General features: G+C 63.9%; 22 protein-coding genes and 1 pseudogene. 3 read left to right on the top strand and 20 right to left on the bottom strand.

Annotated elements, in window-relative coordinates; translation table 11 throughout:
• Window positions 1–11 precede the first annotated feature (11 nt).
• Complete coding sequence (locus tag WA904_RS00960) at window positions 12–875, bottom strand: class I SAM-dependent methyltransferase (RefSeq protein WP_425195258.1); 864 nt, start codon at window positions 873–875, stop codon at window positions 12–14.
• The gene (locus WA904_RS00955) at window positions 875–1879 is read right to left on the bottom strand and encodes a tripartite tricarboxylate transporter substrate-binding protein (RefSeq protein WP_425195257.1); all 1005 of its coding nucleotides are present in this window, start codon (window positions 1877–1879) and stop codon (window positions 875–877) included. Before WA904_RS00955 ends, WA904_RS00960 begins: the two co-directional genes overlap by 1 nt.
• A gap of 127 nt (window positions 1880–2006) precedes the next feature.
• On the opposite strand from WA904_RS00955, the gene WA904_RS00950 reads away from it, so the two are divergent.
• On the top strand, window positions 2007–2900 hold the full coding sequence (locus WA904_RS00950) for a LysR family transcriptional regulator (protein ID WP_425195256.1): 894 nt from the start codon (window positions 2007–2009) through the stop codon (window positions 2898–2900).
• Window positions 2901–3041: 141 nt separating this feature from the next.
• Here WA904_RS00950 and WA904_RS00945 read toward each other — a convergent pair whose 3' ends face one another.
• The 5 genes and pseudogenes from WA904_RS00945 to WA904_RS00925 all read right to left on the bottom strand — a co-directional run.
• Window positions 3042–4241: a formyltransferase family protein gene (locus WA904_RS00945; RefSeq protein ID WP_425195255.1), complete on the bottom strand. Its 1200-nt coding sequence runs from the start codon at window positions 4239–4241 to the stop codon at window positions 3042–3044.
• Between the two features lie 70 nt (window positions 4242–4311).
• The gene (locus WA904_RS00940) at window positions 4312–5472 is read right to left on the bottom strand and encodes an aminotransferase class V-fold PLP-dependent enzyme (protein WP_425195254.1); all 1161 of its coding nucleotides are present in this window, start codon (window positions 5470–5472) and stop codon (window positions 4312–4314) included.
• An 84-nt stretch (window positions 5473–5556) separates the two neighbouring features.
• Window positions 5557–6225, bottom strand: coding sequence for an HAD family hydrolase (locus WA904_RS00935; protein ID WP_425195273.1), 669 nt, complete (start codon window positions 6223–6225; stop codon window positions 5557–5559).
• A 148-nt stretch (window positions 6226–6373) separates the two neighbouring features.
• A complete protein-coding gene (locus tag WA904_RS00930; RefSeq protein ID WP_425195253.1) occupies window positions 6374–8176 on the bottom strand; it encodes a 7TM diverse intracellular signaling domain-containing protein in 1803 nt (600 codons plus the stop codon).
• An 82-nt stretch (window positions 8177–8258) separates the two neighbouring features.
• A pseudogene (locus tag WA904_RS00925) lies at window positions 8259–8339 on the bottom strand (YchJ family metal-binding protein); the annotation flags it as partial.
• Between the two features lie 241 nt (window positions 8340–8580).
• On the opposite strand from WA904_RS00925, the gene WA904_RS00920 reads away from it, so the two are divergent.
• Window positions 8581–9735, top strand: coding sequence for a DUF4034 domain-containing protein (locus WA904_RS00920; protein WP_425195252.1), 1155 nt, complete (start codon window positions 8581–8583; stop codon window positions 9733–9735).
• A 94-nt stretch (window positions 9736–9829) separates the two neighbouring features.
• Here WA904_RS00920 and WA904_RS00915 read toward each other — a convergent pair whose 3' ends face one another.
• The 11 genes from WA904_RS00915 to WA904_RS00865 form a co-directional block, all read right to left on the bottom strand.
• Window positions 9830–10228, bottom strand: a complete 399-nt coding sequence (locus WA904_RS00915) for a YchJ family protein (RefSeq protein ID WP_425195251.1) — start codon at window positions 10226–10228, stop codon at window positions 9830–9832.
• 2 nt (window positions 10229–10230) lie between these two features.
• Window positions 10231–10662 (bottom strand): rhodanese-like domain-containing protein, encoded by a 432-nt coding sequence (locus WA904_RS00910; RefSeq protein ID WP_425195250.1) that lies wholly within the window; start codon window positions 10660–10662, stop codon window positions 10231–10233.
• Between the two features lie 190 nt (window positions 10663–10852).
• Window positions 10853–11980, bottom strand: a complete 1128-nt coding sequence (locus tag WA904_RS00905; RefSeq protein WP_425195249.1) for an acyl-CoA dehydrogenase family protein — start codon at window positions 11978–11980, stop codon at window positions 10853–10855.
• 8 nt (window positions 11981–11988) lie between these two features.
• A complete protein-coding gene (locus tag WA904_RS00900; RefSeq protein ID WP_425195248.1) occupies window positions 11989–12654 on the bottom strand; it encodes an SDR family oxidoreductase in 666 nt (221 codons plus the stop codon).
• 66 nt (window positions 12655–12720) lie between these two features.
• Window positions 12721–13914, bottom strand: coding sequence for an acetyl-CoA C-acyltransferase (locus WA904_RS00895; RefSeq protein WP_425195247.1), 1194 nt, complete (start codon window positions 13912–13914; stop codon window positions 12721–12723).
• A 29-nt stretch (window positions 13915–13943) separates the two neighbouring features.
• Window positions 13944–14426, bottom strand: a complete 483-nt coding sequence (locus WA904_RS00890) for a hypothetical protein (protein ID WP_425195246.1) — start codon at window positions 14424–14426, stop codon at window positions 13944–13946.
• Window positions 14427–14430: 4 nt separating this feature from the next.
• Window positions 14431–16242 carry a bifunctional isocitrate dehydrogenase kinase/phosphatase gene (aceK, locus tag WA904_RS00885; RefSeq protein ID WP_425195245.1) on the bottom strand — a complete coding sequence of 604 codons (1812 nt, stop codon included), beginning with the start codon at window positions 16240–16242 and terminating at the stop codon, window positions 14431–14433.
• Window positions 16243–16244: 2 nt separating this feature from the next.
• The gene (gene can / locus WA904_RS00880; RefSeq protein WP_425195244.1) at window positions 16245–16934 is read right to left on the bottom strand and encodes a carbonate dehydratase; all 690 of its coding nucleotides are present in this window, start codon (window positions 16932–16934) and stop codon (window positions 16245–16247) included.
• Between the two features lie 27 nt (window positions 16935–16961).
• Window positions 16962–18143: an isovaleryl-CoA dehydrogenase gene (locus tag WA904_RS00875; RefSeq protein ID WP_425195243.1), complete on the bottom strand. Its 1182-nt coding sequence runs from the start codon at window positions 18141–18143 to the stop codon at window positions 16962–16964.
• A 23-nt stretch (window positions 18144–18166) separates the two neighbouring features.
• On the bottom strand, window positions 18167–18628 hold the full coding sequence (locus WA904_RS00870) for a PaaI family thioesterase (protein WP_425195242.1): 462 nt from the start codon (window positions 18626–18628) through the stop codon (window positions 18167–18169).
• Window positions 18629–18670: 42 nt separating this feature from the next.
• Entirely contained in the window at window positions 18671–19075 is a 405-nt protein-coding gene (locus WA904_RS00865) for a MerR family DNA-binding transcriptional regulator (protein ID WP_348070558.1), read from the bottom strand.
• A gap of 111 nt (window positions 19076–19186) precedes the next feature.
• On the opposite strand from WA904_RS00865, the gene WA904_RS00860 reads away from it, so the two are divergent.
• A complete protein-coding gene (locus WA904_RS00860; RefSeq protein WP_425195241.1) occupies window positions 19187–20257 on the top strand; it encodes an MBL fold metallo-hydrolase in 1071 nt (356 codons plus the stop codon).
• A gap of 16 nt (window positions 20258–20273) precedes the next feature.
• On the opposite strand, the gene WA904_RS00855 is transcribed toward WA904_RS00860, so the two are convergent.
• Together WA904_RS00855 and WA904_RS00850 are read right to left on the bottom strand one after the other, a co-directional pair.
• Complete coding sequence (locus WA904_RS00855; RefSeq protein WP_425195240.1) at window positions 20274–21863, bottom strand: sensor histidine kinase; 1590 nt, start codon at window positions 21861–21863, stop codon at window positions 20274–20276.
• A gap of 36 nt (window positions 21864–21899) precedes the next feature.
• The gene (locus tag WA904_RS00850) at window positions 21900–22541 is read right to left on the bottom strand and encodes a response regulator (protein WP_425195239.1); all 642 of its coding nucleotides are present in this window, start codon (window positions 22539–22541) and stop codon (window positions 21900–21902) included.
• Between the last annotated feature and the right edge of the window lie 113 nt (window positions 22542–22654).

Below are 22654 nucleotides of genomic sequence, written 5' to 3'. Positions count from 1 at the left end.
CCCCCCGCTCATCAGGCCGGGACGTCTGCGGCGCCCAGCCGCCCGCTGCCCAATAACAGCTCGTTGGGGCCGCACCAACCATCGGCGCTGGCGAAGCGATTGAGCTGTTCCTCCATGTCGGCCCACGCGTCGTTTTGCGCTGGCACCGGGAGCGGCGCCAGTATTTCCATGATGGGCGAACCCGAAGAACGTATGAAGTCCAGGTAGTGGCGGCTGGATGGCAAATGCATGGGCGCAGTGACAGGCTCCACCTTGATGTCCGAAAAGCCGGCCTGCTCCAGCAGCTCGGCCAGCACACCCGGCTTGCCCAGGCTGAACAGTGTGCCGGGCTCGAAGGGTGAGGCCGCTGTGCGGCCGGCATGCCGCAGGGCAGTCGTCATGAGGATGGCCACACAGGGGTTGGCCTGCGGCTGTGAAAACACCACCGCAGCCAGCCGCCCGCCCGGCCGGAGGGCGGCGGCCATTTCCCGCAGCGCCAGCACCGGCTGCGGGCAGAACATCAGGCCCAGCCGGGAGACAGCTGCATCAAAGCCTGCGCCAGCCAGCCCGAGCTGCTGGGCGTCGGCGACCTGCGTGGTCACATTGCTCACGCCGGCCGCATGGGCGTTCTCGCTGGCCAGCTGGAGAATGCGCGCCGAAATGTCAGTCGCCAGCACCGCGCCGCCGGGGCCGACGCGCCTGGCAATGTCTATGGTCTGGCCACCTGCACCGGCGGCCACGTCCATCACACGTCCGCCTTCTGCAATGCTGACTGAAGACAGCATGCGCACAGTGACATCGTGCAACCAGCTGTTGACCAGTGACGAATGCCGGCTCCAGCCTTCGGCGGCCTTGTCCCAGGGGTGGTGTTGCACCACTGCTGCTGCGGGTGCCATCAGTCGGCCCGGATGCTGTTGCCGCGTATGACGGGCTCCCAGTCACGCTGCTCGGCGCTGATGCGCGCGGCAAGGTCTGCCGGGGTGCTGGATGCCGCCTGCATGCCGAACTCTGCATAGGCCGCCACGAGCTGCGGCTGCGCGAGCGCGGCACGCAGTACCTGCGAGGTGTTGTCCACCACTGCGGGCGGGGTGCGCCCGGGCATGAAAAACGCAAACCACTCGCGCACGATCAGGTCGCGGTAGCCCTGCTCGGCCAGCGAGGGCACGTCGGGCAGATAGGCGCTGCGGCGCGCCCCCGAGGTGGCCAGCACGCGCAGCCGGCCCGCCGTCCGGTGCTGCCGCAACAGGCCTTCGGGCAACACCAGCGCGGCAATCTGCCCGCCCATCAGGTCCACCAGCGCGGGGGGCCCGCCGGCATACATCACGTGTTGCCATGGCAGGCCTTCCGCATGGAAAAGCATGGCTTCGAGCAGATGCGGCACAGTGCCCGTGCCGGGTGATCCGACATTGGCCAGCCTGGGGTTGCGCCGCATCCAGGTGACCAGTTCCTGCACGTTGGTGACTGTCTGCGGCACCGCCGGGCCCACGGCCAGGCCCAGCGTCATCTCGCCCGCCAGCGAGACCGGGCGGAGATCGAATGCCGGGTCGTAGGCCAGCCTGGCGTACAGGTAGGGGTACACAGTAGCGATGGCGCCCTGTGCCAGCAACAGCACGCTGCCGTCTGCCGGGGCCGCCTTCAGCGCATTCACGGCGATCTGGCCCGCAGCGCCGGGCCGGTTGTCCACCAGCACATTGCGCGTAGGGCGGCCTGTCAGTTGCTCGGCCACGCGGCGCGCAACAATGTCAGGAATGCTGCCGGCCGGACCGGTGCACAGGATGCTGAGCTGCTCAGACGCTGGCTGGGCCGGGGCGGGCCAGGGCAGGCCCGAGGCCACCAGCCCCGCGGCAAGGCCCGAGGCCTGCATCAAAAATGTGCGGCGGGGGTGGAAATGAACATTCATGGTGTGTTCCTTGACGAGGGGTGCGAAGGCTTTTTGCCTGAACACCGGAAAGCCCAGTCTAGACAGCGAAGTGGCCGCCCACAACCCGCAGAACTGCATAATGGGGCCGCACCGACGCGGAGCTCACATGTTCGATTGGGATGACCTCAAGCATTTCCTGGCTGTGGCGCGCCACGGCAGCACCACCGCCGCAGGCCGCGCGCTGAACACCGACCAGTCCACCGTGCAGCGGCGCATCACCCGGCTTGAACAACGCATTGGCCAGCCCCTGGTTGAGCGGCACCCCAGCGGTTACCGGCTGACCGCTTACGGCCAGCAACTGTTGCCCCATGCGCAGCTGGTTGAGCAGCACATGCTGGCCCTGCAGAACGTCGTGCAGTCTTCCGCGCGCGAGCTGAACGGGGTCATCCGCCTGACCTGCCCGGAACCGCTGGTGGCACGCATCACCCGATCACCCTTGCTGGAGCGGCTGCAGACACGGCACCCCGGCCTGCGCGTGGAGTTTGTCGTGAGCGACCATTACGTGGACCTGGGCAAGGGCGAAGCCGACGTGGCGCTGCGCTCGGGCGACACCGTGGACAACCAGCTCATCGGCCGCAAGGTGGCCGATTCGCTGTGGGCGGTGTACGGGGGCCGCGACTACCTGGCGCGCCAGGGCAGCCCGGCGCGCACAGAGGACTTGACGCAGCACGCTTGGATCGGCCTGGACGCCAGCATGGGCAAACACCGCTCCACGCAGTGGCTGCACCAGGCAGCGCCTGGCGCACGCGTCGTGGCCACCAGCGGCAGCGTGCTGGGCCTGGTTCAGCTGGCGAAAGCGAATGTGGGTCTGGCCGCACTGCCGACGGCGCTGGGCGACGCCGAACCCGACCTGGTGCGGGTGCTGGGCCCGGTGCCCGAGCTGACGCGCATCTGGCGGCTCCTCACCACGCGCCAGTTGCGGCGCACGCCGCGGGTGTCGGCCTTCTTTGAATTCATGGCCAGCGAGATTGACACGTTACGCCCCATCCTCACGGGCTGAGCGCCGCCCTGCCGCTAAGGAGGGCAACTGGATTTACTACGATTTTCATAGCTGCTTTCGCCCGTCAATAAAGGGCTGCGGGCTTTTTTTGTTCCATTTTCTGGACAAAAACCTTCACCCCAGCCCTCTCCCGGGAAGCAATCAGGTCGGCGCGGAAAGCCCGGCCGGTGCAGTGCGGGCAGGTGCATGGCTATCGGCCTGTCGCTCGCCAAGGGCGATGTCAACCATCATCTCGCTGGCCAGGGTGCCGACTTCGCGCCGCAGGGCCTCGATGGACAAAGCAGCTGGCACCAGCAAATGCGCCTCGACCTTGAAGGTCTGCTTGCCCGACACGCCGCTGCGCACGATGTCGGTGTGGATGTTCTCGATGCTGATGCCGCGCTCGGCGAGCATCTTCGTGAGGTTGCTGACGATGCCCACCCTGTCTTCGCCCACCAGCTCCAGCTCCACTACGCGCAGCGAGGTGGGTACGCTTGCGCCGTTGCTTTTGGCGACGACCACCTGCAGGCCGCTGGACTCGAGCCCGCGCAGCGCGGCAGCCAGGGCATCGGCGTTGTCACGCGGCACCTCGAAGTGAACCATGCCGGCAAATTCGCCGGCCAGCCGGGTCATGCGGCTGGCGGCCCAGTTGGCGCCGAAACGCTGCGCGCGCTCGGCCAGCGAACTCACGATGCCGTGGCGGTCAGCCCCCACGATGGAGACAACCAGCGAGGCGGTTGTAGGCGAGGCTTCTTCGGTCAGCACCACAGCGCGGCGGATCATCGGTGCCCGGGTGGCGAAGGTCGTGTCTTGCTGGTTGGCGGGCACGCGGCCTTCCTTGCGGGCGATCTGCACCACCTTGCTGAGCAGGGCCAGCCCCATGGGTGCGAGGGCGCGCTCCCACAGCTCGCGGGCGGTTTCGCCCTTTTTGACAAAACACCAGTCCTGCGCGGCGATGGCGCCGGCGTCCCAGCCATCGGCCAGGTGGTAGACCGAGCCGCCGGCAATGGCGTCGCCTTCGAGGATGGTCCACTCCACAGCCGCAATGCCGCGGTGCCGCGGCAGCAGCGAGGGGTGGTAGCCGATGCCACCCAGGCGCGAGCGCGCCAGCGCCTCGTCGCTCACCCGTGCGTGGGTGTGCGCGGCGATGATGAGGTCGGTGCCTTCGGCAATGGCTTCGCCCGGCACGATTTTGGGGTTGGCCAGCACATGCACGGCAATGCCCGCCGCCTGCGCCGCCAGCGCGAGCCGGTCATCGGCCGCCGGGGCGACGATGCTGGTGAACTCTATGCCTTCTTCCTTGCGCAGCGCCTCAAAAACAGAGGCAGCAAAAAAACGGGAGCCTACCAATGCGCATTTCATGGGCACATCTCTTCTTCAGATTAAAAAGGGAAAAGGAATACGAAACGGAAAACGCAGGAACGGGCCAGCCTCAGCCGGCCACCGTTTCGGCCACCGGCGCCTTCAGGCCAATGCGGTCCAGCGCAGCGGCGAGCTGGCCGACCGTGCGGTCAGCCTGGTGCCACTTCTCCAGCCCGAACAGGCCGATGCGGAAGGTCTTGAAGTCGGCGCCTTCGTCGCACTGCAGCGGCACGCCGGCTGCGGTTTGCAGACCCTGCTCCAGAAACTTCTTGCCGGACTGGATGTCAGCATCCGTCGTGTAGCTGACCACCACGCCGGGCGCCTTGAAGCCTTCGGCGGCCACGCTGGGCAGGCCGCGGCTTTCGAACAGCTGGCGCACCTTGCTACCCAGAGCTTCCTGCTCGGCTTTCACTTTTGCAAACCCGTAGGCCTGGGTTTCCTTCATGGCGGCGCGCAGGCGCGTGAGGGCGTCGGTGGGCAAGGTGGCGTGGTAGGCGTGGCCGCCTTTTTCATACGTTTCCATGATCTGCAGCCACTTCTTCAAATCGCAGGCAAAGCTGGAGCTGGTGGTGCCTTCTATGGCAGTGCGGGCACGCTCGCTGAGCAAAACCATGGCGCAGCAGGGGGAACTGCTCCAGCCTTTTTGCGGGGCCGAGATCAACACGTCCACGCCGGTGGCTTTCATATCGACCCACATGGCGCCGGAGGCAATGCAGTCGAGCACGAAGAGGCCTCCCACGGCGTGCACGGCTTCGGCAACGGCCTTGAGGTAGCTGTCGGGCAGGATCATGCCGGAAGCGGTTTCCACATGCGGGGCAAACACGAGGGCGGGTTTTTCCCTGGCGATGGCGGCCTGCACCTCGGCAATGGGTGCGGGCGCCCAGGGGGCTTGCGCGCCCTGGCTGGTCTGGCGCGCCTTGAGCACGGTGGACGAGGCGGGAATGCTGCCCATGTCGAAGATCTGCGTCCAGCGGTAGCTGAACCAGCCGTTGCGGATGACCATGACGTGTTTGCCGGCAGCGAACTGGCGGGCCACGGCTTCCATGCCGTAGGTGCCGCTGCCGGGCACCAGCGCCGCAGAAGGCGCGTTGTACACCTCCTTCAGGATGCTGGAAATGTCGGTCATCACGCCCTGGAAGCTCCTGGACATGTGGTTGAGCGCGCGGTCGGTGTAGACCACCGAAAATTCAAGCAGGCCATCAGGGTCAACGTGGGGCAGCAATCCAGGCATAGGGTTTTCTCGGAGTAGTTGGAACGAGGTCGGACAGGCAGCTTAGCACTGCGCGCCCATCCCTTGGCGCCGGGCGGTTTTGCGCTATTTGGCCGCGAGCAGGTTGGCCAGTACCGCCATGTCGGTGAAGATGGCTGTGGCGCCCGCTTGCCGCAAGGCCTCGGGCGCGTCGTGCCCGGCTTCGGGCGGGCTGTAGCCGAAGACGGTGGCGCCTGCGGCCACGCCGGAGGTCACGCCGGTGACGGTGTCTTCCACCACCGCGCAACGCCTGGCGTCCACGCCCAGCGCCGCGGCTGCGGCCAGGTAAACATCGGGCGCAGGCTTGGAGCGCGGCAGCTCGTGGCCGCTGAAGATGCGGCCCTTGAAATAAGGCATGAGTCCGCACTTTTCCAGCTGCAGCTCCACCTTGAAGCGGTCGGCGCCGGAGCCGCAGGCAATGCGGCCGTCGTACAGCTGGTGAATCAGCGCCACCGCTTCCACCGCACCGCGAATCGGCAGCAGGCCTTCGACGAGCGCCTCATTCCGCCGGCCGCGAAACTCGTCGAGCCACTGCGTTGTCAACGGGCGCCCGGTGTTCGCCTCGATGATGGCGATTTCGTCCTTGACGGCCTTGCCGATGAACAGGCGCATGCACTCGGCGGAACTGAGCTTCCAGCCGGCTTCTTCCAGCATGTCGCGCAACACGCCATTGGTGAGGGGCTCGCTGTCGACCAGCACGCCATCACAGTCGAACAACACGGCATCGAATTTCAGGGTCATGATTTATGCTATTGATTCAGGAGCTGCTTGCGCCCGTGGAATAAGGGCTAGAGGCACTTTTCATGCTCAAGCGCGCAGCGGCAACCAGCGCGCGCCAGATGCCATGGTACCAACGCCGAGCCCCAGCCGGATGGCCGCCTCCTCATTCCAGCTGGCCCGGTGCGCTGCCGAAACGGCGCACCGGGATGGAGTCGCCGCCGACTTCGGGTGGATGCAGGAAACGGATCGCGCGGTGGGTGTTGCCGTCGTCCGCCATCAGCGCCTGCAGCGCCGCGTCGAGCGACGCGAAATCTCCCGGCTCACTGCGGCGGCTGCCTACCGCCACGGTGAAGCGCAGCGCCATGGAGGCGGGGTCGTCGGCATCATGCATCAGCCCCAAGGCCACCAGCCGGGACAGGCGAGCCTTGAGCGACTCGCCGGGAGTCACGCCCTCCATCACGATGCCCAGCATGTTGCGGCCCAGCCGGCCCACGGTGTCGAAGTCGCGCGTGATGGTGCGTACCAGCCGCACGCTGCGGGCCAGCAGCTCTTCGGTCTCGACGGTGTTCAGCCCGTCCGGGTCGGCCGGCTCCACGGTCACATAGATGATGGCCAGGTCGCGCTCCAGCGCGGGGGCAGCGTGCCAGATGCGGGCGGCACGCTCGCGAAAAGTCTTGCGGTTCAGGAAGCCGGTGAGCGGGTCGTGCCCTTTGGCCGCCTGCTCGCGCACGGTGTCCGCGTGGCGCAGACGGCTCCAGGCGTTGATGCACAGCATCATGACCACGCCCTCCACCAGGGCGCCAGCGACCGGGGTTTCGTTAGGCAGCCAGGGCGCGGTGATCAGCCCCGAGCTTTCGGCCAGCGCCAAGGCCACGCAGGCAAGATAGGGTACGTACACCAGCAGCCAGTAGCCGCCAAAGGCCACGCCACGCCGCCAGGCACGCCAGGCGCAGGTGATGGTGAAGGCAAACACGCTCAGCGTGATGACATGAAACATCGGCACCATGCGCTCGTACTGCTGGACGAAGGGGCTGGCAGCCATGTACGCGAGGCACAGCGCCATCAGCACGCGCGCCATGCGATGGAAGTTGCGCCCCTGCACCCCGCCGAAGATGGACCGGGTGAACTGGAGGTTGAAGGCCAGCGCACCCATCACCGCCAGCACGATGGCATGGCTGGCAAAGATGGTGGCGTGGGGCCACAGGTAGCGCTGGCCCACGCCGGTGTAGCACAGGGTGGCCATGACGGTCAGCACCAGGTAACCGGCATACCAGGCATAGGTGCGGTCACGGTAGGCCAGGGCCATCTGGGCGCAGAAGAAAACCAGCGCGGCGAGCACCCCCAGCTGCAGGCCCACCCACAACATCTGGACGGCGTCGCGCCGGGACGCCTCCGCGGCATTGACCAGCACGGGACTCAGGTTGACGGGCAGGCGGTGCACCACACGGACAAAAATGTCCTGCGCGTCCGCGCTGGGAACCAGCAAGGGAAAACGCGGCCGCAGCGAATCGGCGGGCCATTGCACGTGCGCCACAAAATCGCCGGCCACGGCCATGCGCCACGCGCCGTTGGCATCGCGCTGGAACAGCTCATAACGGTCCACGATCACGGTGGGGAATTCCAGCAGCCAACCGGTGCCGTCCACCACGCCGCCCGGCGCCAGCGTCATGCGCAGCCAGAGCGGTGAGGCCGCACTCACGGCATACCGCTTGCTGCTCACCAGGGGCTTGAACAGCGCGGCGTCCATGGCCGCGACCTGCTCAACGGTGGCGCTTGCGGGCAAACCTTCGAGCACCTGCAGCGGCGCCGCATACGACGCCGGGCTGCCGGCATGCAGGTTCGGCGTACTTGCGGCGGCACGCGGGGAATGCAGGCCGAGCAGAAACACCAGCCCCCACACACCGGCCCACAGCAGCGGCTGGCACCGCCTCCACGAAGCCGCACTGGCAGCGCGCGGTTCGGTCATGAAATTCATTTTTATTCGAGATGCTATTAATACAGGAGCAGCCAGCGCTTGCAAGTCAAGGGCCGGAAGCTCCTTTTATATCTCATCCCAGGTGGTCACCGTCTACGTAATACCAACGGCCTACCTCGCGAACAAAGCGGCTGCGCTCGTGCAGGCGCAGGGCCGGGCTCAACTGTCAGAGACGTATTTACCCAACAACTCGATCACCGGGTAACGCTTGAGTAGTAAAAAAAGCAACCCGGAGAAGCGTTCCTGCACGCCATTCGAAATTTGAACGATCTCGCACTTCACCACGAGGTAGCATGCAGCACGATATAACTTTGGCACTCTCAACCCGCATCCCATCGTTGTCTGATTGACGCTTGCGTCGGGTTGTTTTGAATTTTTGTTGGATGGGAAGAAGAATGACTGGTTACAGAATGAATGGCTTGTGGCACACCATCCGTCTTGCGATCACGGCCATCGGGTGCATCGCCGCGATGGCTGCTACCGCGAAATCTCCTGCACGCTACGGCTGGGACATGCGCCCACAAGAGTGTTTCGCTGAACCGCGTCCGCAAACGAAGATGTGTCTTCCGCGCTACCCATGGGACAAGCGCTGGAATAAATGCTTTGCGGAAGGAGCTGACCCCATGTTGCCGGGTTGCAAGCTGGAGGACGTATGGACAAGCTATGCCGAGTCAGTCACCAAACTGGAGTGGCTGTTCATGCTTGGAGAATTCGAGCTCTTTGAACGGGGCTTGACGGACATCACGACCACGGATGCCAGATTCGACTCCGGGAACCTCAAGTTCCGCGCGGCCACACGGGCCATCAGCACGTTTCTTCCGAGCACTGGTCGAATAGACGGCAATCTCATCAGCCGATGGAAAGAGGCTCTCCCCAGCTCGGCCTTTGTCGTCATCGGAGAAGCCATGGAACTGCACAAGCAGGCGTGGACGGTGCGTGGCAGCGGATATGCGGCCACAGTGTCACCGGAATCGTGGGAACTTTTTACCATCCGGCTGCAGCAAGCTGAGAAAAAACTTCTAGAGGCCTCGCCCTCGATAAAAGACACCCCTCTGTGGCATTACATGCTTCTGGAAGTCGTTCTGGATTCCCCAAAACTTGAAAATTCATTTGAAAAAGTGTTTGGGAATGCAATAAAGCGCTGGCCAAGGGCTTTCGCTTTTTATGATCTTGTTCTGTATCGCATGACCCCGAAGTGGGGCGGTAGTTGGGAAGTGATTGATGCCTTCATTCAAGACCGAAGCCGGATCATGGAGTCAAGTGAAGGCCTGTCCATGTACGCCCGACTTTATTTGCTTCTACCCGAGGAAGATCTGGTGCTTGGTGCTACCAAAATGGATTGGGGGAAAATGAGGCCCAGTTTTGCTGATCTGGTTGCACGCTACCCCGACCGAATATATAAGAACCGTTACGCAAGCTTTGCTTGTCTTGCCAGAGACAAGGCCGCTTTTGCCCAGGCAATGGCCCTCTTGCCCCGGGAAGAACTCCGTCCACAGGCATGGCTTGATGGTCATTCCTACGATGCGTGCATGCGGTGGTCCACGACATAAGTGGCTGGAAAGCTGCGCTTGTCACTTGAACCGCGTTCTTTCAGGAACGGTGCAGCCTGCAGCTGTTCACCGTCTATCCCGGCTTTCAGCATGCTCACAACTGATCACCGTCTACGTAATACCAACGGCCTACCTCGCGAACAAAGCGGCTGCGCTCGTGCAGGCGCACGGCCGGGCTGCCTGCGCCTTTCTGGCGGGCGACGAATTCAACTTCGGCGTGCGTGGCGTCCAGCAGGCGGTGCTGCCGCACTTCGAGACCCAGCCACTTCACGCCCGGGTCAAACGAGATGTCTGAAGGGCGGCGGCTGGTGTGCCAAGTGGCGAGCAGGTAGTCGGCGCGTTCGAGCACAAAGGCGGTGTAGCGCGAACGCATGAGGGGCTCGGCGTCGGGCGCCGGCATGGCCTCAAAATTCTCGATGAAGCGGCCGCAGCAGGCAGCGTAAGCCAGTGGCCGGCCGCGCGCATCGGCCCGGCCGCAGGGGCAGGCGGCCACTGTCAGCCCGGCTGGCGCGCTGCGTGGGCCTGCTTGTGCGCTTCCAGGGTTTCCATGGGCGCACCCTGCTTTTTCCATTCGGCAAAGCCGCCGTCGATGTGCGCCACGTTGGTCATGCCCATGTCCTGCAGCGTCTTGGTGGCCAGCGCGCTGCGCCAGCCGGCACCGCAAAACAGGATGAACTCCTTGTCTTCGTCGCCGAACACCGGTTTGAAATAGGGCGAAGCCGGGTCCACCCAGAACTCCAGCATGCCGCGCGGCGCCAGCAGCGCGCCGGGCACGGTGCCTTCGCGCTCCAGCTCGCGCACATCGCGGATGTCAACGATCTGCACCCCGGGGTCCTGGAGCCTGGCCCGGACGTCTTCAACGCTCCAGGTCTTGACCTGCGCCATGGCCTCATCGACGAGGGCGCGGAATCCTTTGGTGATGGGCATGGTGTTGTCTCCTGCTGGGGGTTGCAAACGGATCGACAAGTTTACGGCGCGCTTTCCACCACAAACCGGCAGTGCACGGCCATGGGGATCTTCATTCAAGCCGGGGCCGCGGGACCGGCTTTGCCGGACCGCAGGCGCAGCGGCCCCCTCGGGGGGCAGGGAGTTACACGCAGTGAACGACCGTGGGGGCTCAAAGTGCCCGTTGAATGATGATTTTCTGCACGTCGCTCGTGCCTTCATAAATCTGGCACACGCGCACGTCGCGGTAGATGCGTTCCACCGGGAAATCGTTCACATAACCGTAGCCGCCCAGCGTCTGGATGGCGGCGCTGCAAACTTCTTCGGCCATTTCGCTGGCAAAGAGTTTGGCCATGGCCGCTTCCTTCAGGCAAGGCAGGCCGGCGTCGCGCAGGCTGGCGGCGTGCCAGATCAGCTGGCGGGCCGCCTCTATCTTCGTGGCGCAGTCGGCCAGGCGGAAGCCCACGGCCTGGTGGTTGAAGATGGCGGTGCCGAAGCTCTGGCGCTCCTTGGCGTATGACACGGCAAACTCGAACGCGCTGCGCGCCATGCCCACGCTCTGCGCGGCAATGCCGATGCGCCCGCCTTCGAGCGCGCCCAGGGCAATCCTGTAGCCCTCGCCTTCGTTGCCAATCAGGTTCTCGGCCGGGATGCGGCAGTTGTCGAAATTGATCTGCGCGGTGTCGCTGGAGTTCTGGCCCAGCTTGTCTTCGAGCCGCGCCACGACATAACCGGGCGCGCTGGTCGGCACCATGAAGGCGCTCATGCCTTTTTTGCCGGCGCCCTTGTCGGTGACGGCAATCACAATGGCCGCGTGGCCGTTCTTGCCGCTGGTGATGAACTGCTTGACGCCGTTGATCACGTACTCATCGCCCTCTTTCACCGCGGTGGTGCGCAGCCCAGAGGCGTCGCTGCCCACGTGCGGTTCGGTCAGGCAGAACACGCCCAGCATCTCACCTTGCGCCAGCGGCGTGAGCCACTGCTTTTTCTGCTGCGCATTGCCGTAACGCATGAGGATGGCATTGACCGGGCAGTTGGTGACGCTGATGGCGGTGCTGGTGCCGCCGTCGCCGGCGGCAATTTCCTCCAGCACCAAGGCCAGCGTGAGGTAGTCGAGGTTGGCGCCGCCAAACTCTTCGGGCACGCAGATGCCGTAAGCCCCCAGCGCGGCCAGGCCCTTGTGCGCCTCCACCGGGAAGTGGTGCTCCTTGTCCCAGCGCGCGGCGTTGGGCCAGAGCTCGGCCTGCGCAAATGCGCGCACGGCGTCGCGGATCATTTGCTGGTCTTGGGTCAGGATCATGAGAGTACCTACCAGGCCAATGCCTGGCCGTCGTGGTTGATGAAAGTGCCATTGTGTTCCGCGCGCAGGCTGGCCACGGTGGTGCGCATGTCAGCAACGCTTTGCGTGACATCGAGATCGGCGCCAGCGCCACCCATGTCGGTCTTGACCCAACCGGGGTGCATCGCGACGCAGATGGCTTTGCCCTGCAAGCCAAACGATATGTCTTTGACCACCGAGTTGACGGCGGCCTTGGAGGCGCGGTACAGCCAGCTGTTGCCATTGGTGCGCAGCCCGATAGAGCCCATGCGGGATGACAGGACCACCAGCCGGGCGTCAGGCGCCAGAACCTCCACGAGTTGCGGCAGAACGCGCATGGGCGCCAGCACATTGGTGCGCATCACCTGATCGAACACATCGGCAGCCGGTGGGTCGCCCGCATTGCCGCCCGCCAAAACTCCGGCCACATACAGCGCCACATCGATTTTCTCGCCGTCGAGTTGCCAGGCCAGGCCACTGACGCTGGCCGGGTCGGCCACATCGACACGCAGCGCCGTCGCGTCCAGTGCCTGGATGCGTGCCAGCCCGGCGTCGTCGCGCGCGGTGGCGATCACGCGCGCGCCGGCGTCCCGGTACTGACGCACAAACTCCAGCCCGATACCGCGCGAGGCGCCAATGACGAGGACAGTGCTCATGTCAGTGAAGTTGCAAGCAAAATTGGCCGCTGGCCCTTATCTGGCGGGCGCAAGCAGCTATTCTATTTATAGCAACTCTACAGCCAGTGCCGTGCCCTCACCGCCGCCTATGCACAAGGTGGCCACGCCGCGTTGAAGGCCGCGGGCTTTCAGCGCATGGATCAGCGTGACGATGATGCGGGCACCGCTGCAACCGATCGGGTGACCGAGCGCGCAGGCGCCGCCGTTGACGTTGACGATGTCGTGGCTGATGCCGAGCTCTTTCATGGCGGCCATGGGCACGACGGCAAAAGCCTCGTTGATTTCCCACAGGTCCACGTCTTTCACGCTCCAGCCGATTTTCTTGAGCAGCTTCTGCACCGCGCCTACAGGTGCGGTGGTGAACCACTCGGGGGCCTGCGCAAAGGTGGCGTGGCCGACGATGCGGGCAATGGGCGTGGCGCCCAGCTCTTTGGCGGTGGACGCACGCGCCAGCACCAGCGCGGCGGCGCCGTCGTTGATGGACGAACTGGAGGCGGCGGTGATGGTGCCGTCTTTCTTGAAGGCGGGTTTGAGCGTGGCGACCTTGTCGAGCTTGACCTTGCCCGGGCCTTCGTCGATGGAAATGACGGTATCGCCGGCGCGGCCCTTGACGGTGACGGGGGTGATTTCGGCCTTGAAGGCGCCGGACTCGGTGGCGGCCTTGGCGCGCTGCACGCTGGCAATGGCAAAGGCGTCCTGCGCCTCGCGCGTGAACTGGTACTTCTCGGCGCACTGCTCGCCGAAGGTGCCCATGGCACGGCCGGGTTCGTAGGCGTCTTCCAGGCCATCGAGCATCATGTGGTCAAAAATGCGGTCGTGGCCGATGCGGATGCCGCTGCGGCCCTTGAGCAGCAGGTGCGGCGCATTGGTCATGCTCTCCATGCCGCCGGTGACCATCACGTCGCGGCTGCCGGCGATGAGCTGGTCGTGCGCGAGCATGGTGGCTTCCATGCCGGAACCGCACATTTTGGAAAGGGTGACGGCGCCGGTGCTGGCCGGCAGGCCGCCCTTGAAGCCGGCCTGGCGGGCGGGCGCCTGGCCCTGGCCGGCCATCAGGCAGTTGCCGAACAGCACTTCATCGACTTTTTCGGGTGCAATGCCCGAGCGTTCGATGGCGGCCTTGATGGCGGCGCCGCCCAGGTCGTGGGCGGACAGGCTGGAAAAGTCGCCCTGAAAACCCCCCATGGGGGTGCGGGCTGCGCCCAGGATGACGATGGAATCAGCGGTGGATGTGGACATGGTTTTCTCCTTCAGGTAAGTTGAACAGGTCAGGCAAGCTGGATGACGGTGCCGCGCTCTTCCTGGGCGACACGCAGGATGTATTGCTGGAAACCCGGGTCTTCACCGCGCAGCAACAGCGGCAGGGCATTGAAAAAACTCTCACGCTGGCACCACTCGCGCATGTAGTCGTCCCAGCTGTTCCAGCGGCGCGCCTCGACCTCGCTCATGCGCTCGCTCCAGGCGACGATGTAGGCGCGCTCGAACAGCGAGATCAGCATGTCGTAGATGATCATGGTGCGCTCGTTCTGCTCGCGCGTGGGCATGACCAGCGGCTCGTTGGTGCGCAGGTGCAGGTCGGGGTTGGCCAGCACGACTTTCAGGAAATCGTTGTAGGCGTCGGACAGCAGCTGGTAGGCCTCTTCCTCCTCGTTGTTGCGCTCCTTGCGCTGCTCGAGGGCGAAGAAAAAAATCGCGAACGGCAGGGCCAGCGTGGTGACCACAAAGCTGGCGTATTCCCAAGCGTCTCTCATGGGCTCAGGCTTTCTGCTCCGCGTATTTGCGCACAAAGCGCCGGTCGCGCTCGTAGGGAAACACATCGTGCACATGGCCTGCGGCAATGCGGTCCTTGTGCTGCTGCCAGAAGGTGGCGTCGAGCAGGTCGGCATGGTGCTTCATGAAAACTTCGCGCACGGCGTCGTTGCCGAGCAGAAAGGGCTCGAATGTTTCCGGGAACACGTCCTTGGGCCCGACGGAGTACCAGACCTCGCCGCTCATTTCCTCTTCTTCATTGCGCGGTGTCGGCACCTTGCGGAAATTGCAGTCGGTGATGTATTCGATCTCGTCGTAGTCGTAGAACACCACCTTGCCGTGCCGCGTGATACCGAAGTTTTTCCACAACATGTCGCCGGGAAAGATGTTGGCGGCCACCAGGTCCTTGATGGCGTTGCCGTACTCGACCACGGCGCGCTCGATCTGGCTCCTGGCGAACGGGTCGTCAACGCCGGCGTCGAACGCTTCCTGCAGGTAAATGTTCAAGGGGATCATGCGCCGCTCGATGTACACGTGCTTGATGATGACTTCGATGTTGCCGTCGCCGTCGCGGTCGCTGATCTCGAGCTGGCTGGGGGCGAATTTTTCGATCTCGGCAATCAGCTCGTCGTCAAAACGCTCGCGCGGAAAGGCCACTTCACTGTACTCCTGCGTATCGGCCATGCGGCCGACACGGTCATGCTGCTTGACCAGCAGGTACTTGCCCTTGATCTGCTCGCGCGTGGTGTCTTTCTGCGGCGGGTAATAGTCCTTGATGACCTTGAACACGTAGGGAAAGGACGGCAGGTCAAACACCAGCATGACCATGCCCTTGATGCCGGGCGCAATGCGGAACTTGTCGGTCGAGTGCCGCAGGTGGTAAAGAAAGTCGCGGTAGAACAGGGTCTTGCCCTGCTTGGCCAGGCCCAGCGCGTTGTAGATTTCGGCGCGCGGCATGCGCGGCATCATGCTGCGCAAAAACTGCACATAGGCCGACGGAATGCCCATGTCCACCATGAAGTAGGCGCGTGCAAAGCTGAAGAGGATCAGCAGGTCGTCCTCGCCCATCAGCACCGAGTCAATCGCCAGCTTGCCCGATCTGGCATGCAGCAGCGGCAGCGCAAAGGGCAGCTCGCTGAACCCATTGATCAGCTTGCCGACGATGTAGGCGCCCTTGTTCCTGAAAAATATGCTGGAGAGCACCTGGATCTGGAAATTGGCGCGCAGCTTGACTTCACCCAGCCGGTTGTTCAGCTCTTCCACCACATACCCGGCGTCACGCGCCAGGTCTTCAAACGCGATGTGGAGCTCGAAGTCATTGACCATGCGCACGACGTGCTCGTGCAGCGTGTCGCGTTGGGGGTAGTAGGCGCGGTAGGTCGGCTGGGTGGCGAGCTCGTCGTTTTCGATGTATTCGGTGCTGACCGCGGGCCGGACAAAAATGAAGTCGTTGTGGAAGTAGCTGCGGTGCAGGATCTTGGTGGTGACCGAATTGAAAAAGGTTTCGGCCAGCTCGGGCTGGTGGTGGTCCACCAGCAGGCCGATGTAATGCAGCTTGATCTGGTGCCAGACGTCCATGGGCTGCTCGCCCGCCTTGAACTCGCGCTCCAGCCGCATGGAGGCCTCGCGCACGCGCAGGTCGTAAAACTCGATGCGTTCGCGCTGCGCCCGCTGCTGGCCGTGCCAGTCGGCAGTTTCAAACCGGTGTTTGGCGCGCGCCGACTCGGTGCGAAACAGCTGGTAGTGGCGGTTGAAGCCGTCCATCATCGCCTTGGCGACCTGATAGGCCAGCGGGGAGTCGAGGCGCTGGGGAAACACGGCTATGCCTTTGCAGCGCTGTTTTTGTACTTGTCGGCGCTCCAGACGTCCCAAACCCGGTCTACCGCCTTGCTGTAAAGCGTATCAAGCTGGTCAGGATTGCCGATGCTCATCTGCAGGTCCTGCAGCAGGCCGTCATGCACACCGAAGGCCCAGCCGTGCACACTGACCTCCTGGCCGCGCGCCCAGGCGTCCACCATCACGGTGCTGACCGAGACATTGACCACCTGCTCGATGACATTGATGTCGCACAGGGCGTTGGCGCGCACTGCCTCGGGCAGGCTATCGAGCAGCTGGCGGTGGCGGTGCCGCACATCCTGGATGTGGCGTATCCAGTTGTCGGCCAGGCCGATGCGTGCGCCTTCCAGTGCGGCCTGCACACCCGAGCAGCCGTAGTGGCCGACGACCATGATGTCTTTGACCTTGAGCCGCTCGACCGCGAACTGGATGGCCGAGAGCGCATTGAGGTCGGAGTGCACCACGATGTTGGCCACGTTGCGGTGCACAAACACCTCGCCCGGCTCCAGGCCGGTGATCTGGTTGGCGGGCACCCGGCTGTCGGAGCAGCCTATCCACATGTAGCGCGGCGTCTGCTGCTTGATCAGGCCCGTGAAAAAGCCGGGGCGCTCGCGCTCCATCTGCTCGGCCCAGGCACGGTTATGGATGAAGAGGTCTTTGATGGAAGAGGTCATAAGCTCTATTGTGGCCTGAGCGGCGCCTTACATCGTCTCGGCAAACAGCTCCCGCCCGATCAGCATGCGGCGGATTTCGCTGGTGCCGGCGCCGATTTCATACAGCTTGGCATCGCGCCACAGGCGGCCCAGCGGGTAGTCGTTGATGTAGCCGTTGCCGCCGAAGATCTGCACGCCTTCGCCGGCCATCCAGGTGGCTTTTTCGGCACACCAGAGAATGACCGAGGCGCAGTCCTTGCGCACCTGGCGCACGTGTTCGGTGCCCAGCAGGTCCAGGTTTTTGGCGACGGTGTAGGCAAAGGAGCGCCCGGCCTGCAGCACGGTGTACATGTCGGCCACCTTGCCCTGGATCAGCTGGAATTCGCCGATGCTGGTGCCGAACTGCTTGCGGTCGTGGATGTAGGGAATCACGTTGTCCATGACGGACTGCATGATGCCCAGCGGCCCGCCGGTGAGCACCGCGCGTTCGTAGTCGAGCCCGCTCATGAGCACCTTGGCGCCGCTGTTCAGGCCGCCCAGGATGTTCTGTGCCGGCACCTCGACATTGCTGAACACCAGCTCGCCGGTGTGCGAGCCGCGCATGCCCAGCTTGTCGAGCTTCTGCGCAACAGAAAAGCCTTTCATGCCTTTCTCAATGAGAAAGGCCGTCACGCCACGCGCGCCCAGCTCGGGTTCGGTCTTGGCATAGACCACCAGGGTGTCGGCATCGGGGCCGTTGGTGATCCACATCTTGCTGCCGTTGAGCAGGTAATAACCACCCTTGTCCTCGGCTTTCAGTTTCATGGAGATGACATCGCTGCCGGCGCCGGGCTCACTCATGGCCAGGGCGCCCACGTGTTCGCCGCTGATCAGTTTGGGCAGGTATTTCTTGCGCTGCTCTTCGGTGCCGTTGCGCTTGATCTGGTTCACGCACAGGTTGCTGTGCGCGCCATAAGACAAGCCCACCGAGGCGCTGGCGCGGCTGATTTCTTCCATGGCAATCATGTGCGCCAGGTAGCCCATGTTGGCGCCGCCGTATTCCTCGCTGACGGTGATGCCGAGCACGCCGAGGCTGCCCATTTTTTGCCAGAGGTCCATGGGAAACTGGTCGTTGGCGTCGATTTCAGTGGCGCGCGGTGCGATTTCGGCCTGGGCGAATTCGCGCACCGCGTCGCGCAGCGCGTCGATGTCTTCGCCGAGCTGGAAGTTGAGTCCGGGCAGGTTGTTCATGAGGGGTCTCCTTGTTGTGGGTGTCAGTTTTTCACGTCGTCACGGCCGGTGATGGTCATCAGCGTGGCGCCCATGGTGGCAATGAGTTTTTCGCGGCCGCCGTCGATGGCGTACGCGCGCCCTTCGGTCACGGTGACGGTGCGCCCGGGCTTGATGACCTGGCCCACCATGCGAAAGCGCTGGCCCTTGGCGGGCGCCAGCAGGTTGATCTTGTATTCGATGGTCAGCACGCCGGCGTCCGGCGGCATGAGCGTGAAGCCCGCATAACCGCAGGCCGAGTCGAGCGCGGTGGCCACCATGCCCGCATGCAGAAAGCCGTGTTGCTGGCTCAGGCCGGCGGCCCAGGGTAGCTCGATGACGACGCGGCCGGGTTCGATGCTCCCCAGCGACGCGCCCAAGGTGCCCATGGCGCCCTGGCGGGCAAAACTGTCCTTCACACGGTCCGCGTAGCCCGGGTCCCGGGGCTCGAACGGGGGTGCTTCCATGACTGGTTCCTGATTGACGTTTACGTAAACGTCAATTATGGCCTATTTTGCAGTTTTGGCTGTCTTGGCCAGCAAGGCGCGGGCTTCCTTCTCGTGCACCTTCACCTCGTCGAGGTTGGCCTGCAGGTCGGCCATCTGCTCTTCGAGCTGCTTGCGGTGCTGCGCCAGCACCGCCAGGAATTTCTTGAGCTGAGGACCGGTGTCGCGCGGGCTGTCATAGGTGTCGATGATTTCCTTGGCTTCGGTCAGGCTCAGGCCCAGGCGCTTGGCGCGCAGCGTGAGCTTGAGCCGGGTCCGGTCACGCGCGCTGTACACGCGGTTGCGCCCGCCCGGGCCTTCACGCTGCGGCTGCAGCAGGCCCATGTCTTCGTAAAAACGGATGGCGCGTGTGGTCAGGTCGAACTCTTTGGCCAGATCGCTGATGGAGTGCGTGGTCGTGGTTGCCATGTGGTGAAACCCTGGTGACAGGGCCCTCGTGTAGCCGCTCGGTAATTCGGGTGTAATGCAGGAACCAGCTTACGTTAACGTAAACGTCAATCCAACCGGTGATCTTACAAGATGAATGCACAGGAAGCCCAGCTGCACTACCCCTTCGGCGACAGCCTGCCGCCGTCCGGCGGTGCGCTGGAGGTGGCACCCGGTGTCAAGTGGCTGCGCATGCGCCTGCCTTTTGCGCTGGACCACATCAACCTGTGGCTGTTGCGCGACGAGTTGCCGGGTCCGCAAGGCCTGGTGCAGGGCTGGACGGTGGTGGACTGCTGCATCAGCAGGGACGAATCCAAGGCGCAATGGGAGCAGATTTTTGCCGGAGAACTGGAGGGCCTGCCCATCCTGCGGGTGATCGTGACCCACATGCACCCGGACCATATCGGCCTGGCGCACTGGCTGTGCGAACGCTGGAACGCGCCGCTGTGGATCAGCTCCACCGACTACCACACGGCCCGCCTCAGCACCCAGAACAGCACCGGCTTCGGCGGTGAAAGCGCAGCCGCGTTCTTCGCCTCGCACGGGCTGACCGATCCGGAATCACTCGAAAAAATCAGGGCGCGCGCCAACTACTACCCCGGCCTGGTGCCGGCCGTGCCCGGCCGCTTCCACCGCCTGATGGACGGCCAGGTGATTGCCATTGACGGGCGTAGCTGGACCTGTATCAGCGGCTACGGCCATGCGCCCGAACACATGGCACTGCACTGCGCCGAGATCCACACCCTCATCAGCGGCGACATGATCCTGCCGCGCATCTCTACCAATGTGAGCGTCTACGACACAGAGCCGGAGTCCAACCCGTTGACGTTGTTTCTGCAGTCGATCGACAAATTCTTGCCTCTGCGCCAGGACACGCTGACCCTGCCCTCGCACGGCAAACCCTTCAAGGGCCTGCACACGCGGATAACACAGCTGCATGACCACCACCGCGACCGGCTGGCTGAAGTGATGGAAGCGTGCAGTGCCAGCCCCTGCAGCGGCGCAGACATCCTGCCGGTGATGTTCAAGCGCCCGCTGGACCTGCACCAGACCACCTTCGCCATGGGGGAGGCGGTGGCCCATCTGCATACGCTGTGGTTTGAAGGCCGGCTGCAGCGCCAGCTGGGCGCGGACGGCATTTACCGCTTCCATACAACTGCCTGAGGCCTGAGCGGGCGCATCAGGCCGGAAGGTTCTCCGGCCCAGGAAGGTCGGCGCCCTGCGGCAGGGACATGAAAAAACTGGCCCCGCCCTGGTCCGCCGAAACCGCCCAGGCCTGCCCGCCGTGGAGTTGTGCCACGCGCCTGACAATCGCCAGGCCGAGCCCGCTGCCGGAAAAGTCGGCGGAGGAATGCAGGCGCTGAAAAGCGGTAAACAGCTTGTCCGCATAGGCGGCGTCGAACCCAATGCCATTGTCCGAGACCTGCAACACGAGGTTGCCGCTCGCCGGATCGGCCTTCAAGCCCACCTGGACCCACCCCTGCTCCTTGCGGGAAGTGAACTTCCAGGCGTTGTCCAGCAGGCAAGCCAGCGCGATGACCAGCATTTTTCTGTCGCCGACCAGGGGCAGGGAAGGCTCCATCTCGAGCACCAGTTGCCGGCCCGGCTCGCGCCTGCGCAAGTCGTCCATCAGGCGCTGGCACACCGGGACCAGGTCCATCTGCTCCGGCGCCATCAGCATGTGCGGCAGATAAGTGAGGGTACGCACGTCATCCATCAGCCGGGCGAGCTGGTGGGTGCTCGCCTGGATGCGGGCCAGGTAGTGCCGGCCCTGCGCGTCGAACGTGGCGGCGTAGCGCTCCGCCAGGGTGCTGGCGAAACCATGGATGACATGCAAGGGGGATTTCAGGTCGTGCAGCATCGCGCTCGTGAAGGCATCGAGTTCGCTGCGGCTGCGCTGCAGTTCATCGGTGCATTGGCCGACACGCAACTCGAGTTCCTCGTTGATGCGCTGCAGGTGCGCATCGGCAAGATGGCGTGCACCAACGTCTGTGACACTGACCATCACCGCCGGCCGCAGCTGCCACTGCACGCTGCTGCAGGCCAGCTCCACCAGCATGGGCTGGCCCCCGGCTTTCTTCTGCGTGCAAAGCCGCATTTCCCCGTGGAAATCGCCCACCGGCAAGGAGGCCAGCACGGCAGCACCTTCGCCTTCGGGAAAAAGCTGAGCAGCAAAAAATTCTCCGAGTTCGTCCTGCGTCATGCCGTACAGGGCAGCGGCCGCCTTGTTGGCCGCCAGGACATGGCCGGAGCCCACGTCGAACAGCCACATCGCCTGCGGATGGACATCAAACAAGGCCTGGTTGCAGGACTCGCTCTCGCGCAGCTGGCGTGAAGCCCGGTGGGCCGCAGTGACGTCTTTCAGGGTCACCAGCAGGCCGTCGGCATGCTGGCGCAGGCAATATTCGACCCACTGGTCTTCAAACGGGTAGCGGGCAACAAACTGATGGCTTCCGCTTTCCCGCAGTGCCTGTTCGGCGGCGCTGCGGTGGCTTTCTGCAATGTCTTCCGGGATGGCGTCCCAGAAGTCAGCACCGCGCATGTCGGCCAGCGCGGCATGCGCCAGCGCATGGGCGCCACTGTTGAAAGCCACCACCCGGCCGCGGTCGTCGAGCAGGATGATGCCTTCGGACGTCAGTTCCAGGCCGGCTTGCAAGGCCTTTGCGGTGGCCGCCGCGTTTTCAGCCATGTCGCCCGATTCCGGGGCCTTCCCCTGCCGCTTTCCCACCAGCGACTTCAGCCAGACCTTGAATGCGGTGAGCGGAGCCAAGTCCAGGCTTGTTTCAGACGCTGGGAAGCGGCCGGTCTAGCGCCACTTGCGGTTGGCCACCAGCAATGCCGTGACGTAACCATGCAACCAGTCGAAATTGATCGGCTTTTCAAGGTAGTGCGAGTTCGGCGGCAGGCCGCCTCTTTCCGCAATGGCTTCGCTGGGCAAGCCGCTGATGACGAGGATCTGCATGGACAACAACTGCTGGTTGCGCTTGAGCGCGCGCAGCATTTCCATGCCGTCCACGCCGGGCATGTTCAGGTCGGTGATCAAGAGGTCGGGCCGCATGCTGGCAATGTCCATCAGGGCTTCCAGGGCGGACGGCATGAAGCTGCAATCCACGGCCATGTTCCATTCGTCGAACTGGGCCTTGTAGAGCTCGCAGGTGGCCTCATCGTCTTCCACCACCAGCACGCTCAGGCGATTGCGCGGATCGGCGTCCACCTGTGCCCGTTGCGGGCTGTTCTTGAGCAGGTAATTGTTGATGGCACGCAGCGACAGCCGGCGGTGTCCGCCCAGGGTTTTCCACGCGTCGATTTCCCCTTTCTCGACCAGCGACTGCACCGTGGCCACGGACAGCCCCAGCAGTTTGGCGGCATAGGTGGTGCCGCAATAGTCATCGCTGGAAAAATCGCTTGCAGTGATGGCCGCTTCAAAGGGTTGGGGTTCACGTGGCATATAAAAATTCATTCAAAGTTACACCCCGCAATTTAACCAATTTCAGGGATTTAATCAATTAAGTAAGTCATCTATCAATTCGACGATAGTCTTACAACGAGTCACCAATCTCA

The organism is Polaromonas sp. (assembly GCF_049790275.1).
Lineage (GTDB): Bacteria > Pseudomonadota > Gammaproteobacteria > Burkholderiales > Burkholderiaceae_C > Polaromonas.
This window is presented reverse-complemented; position numbering and strand designations above follow the sequence as displayed.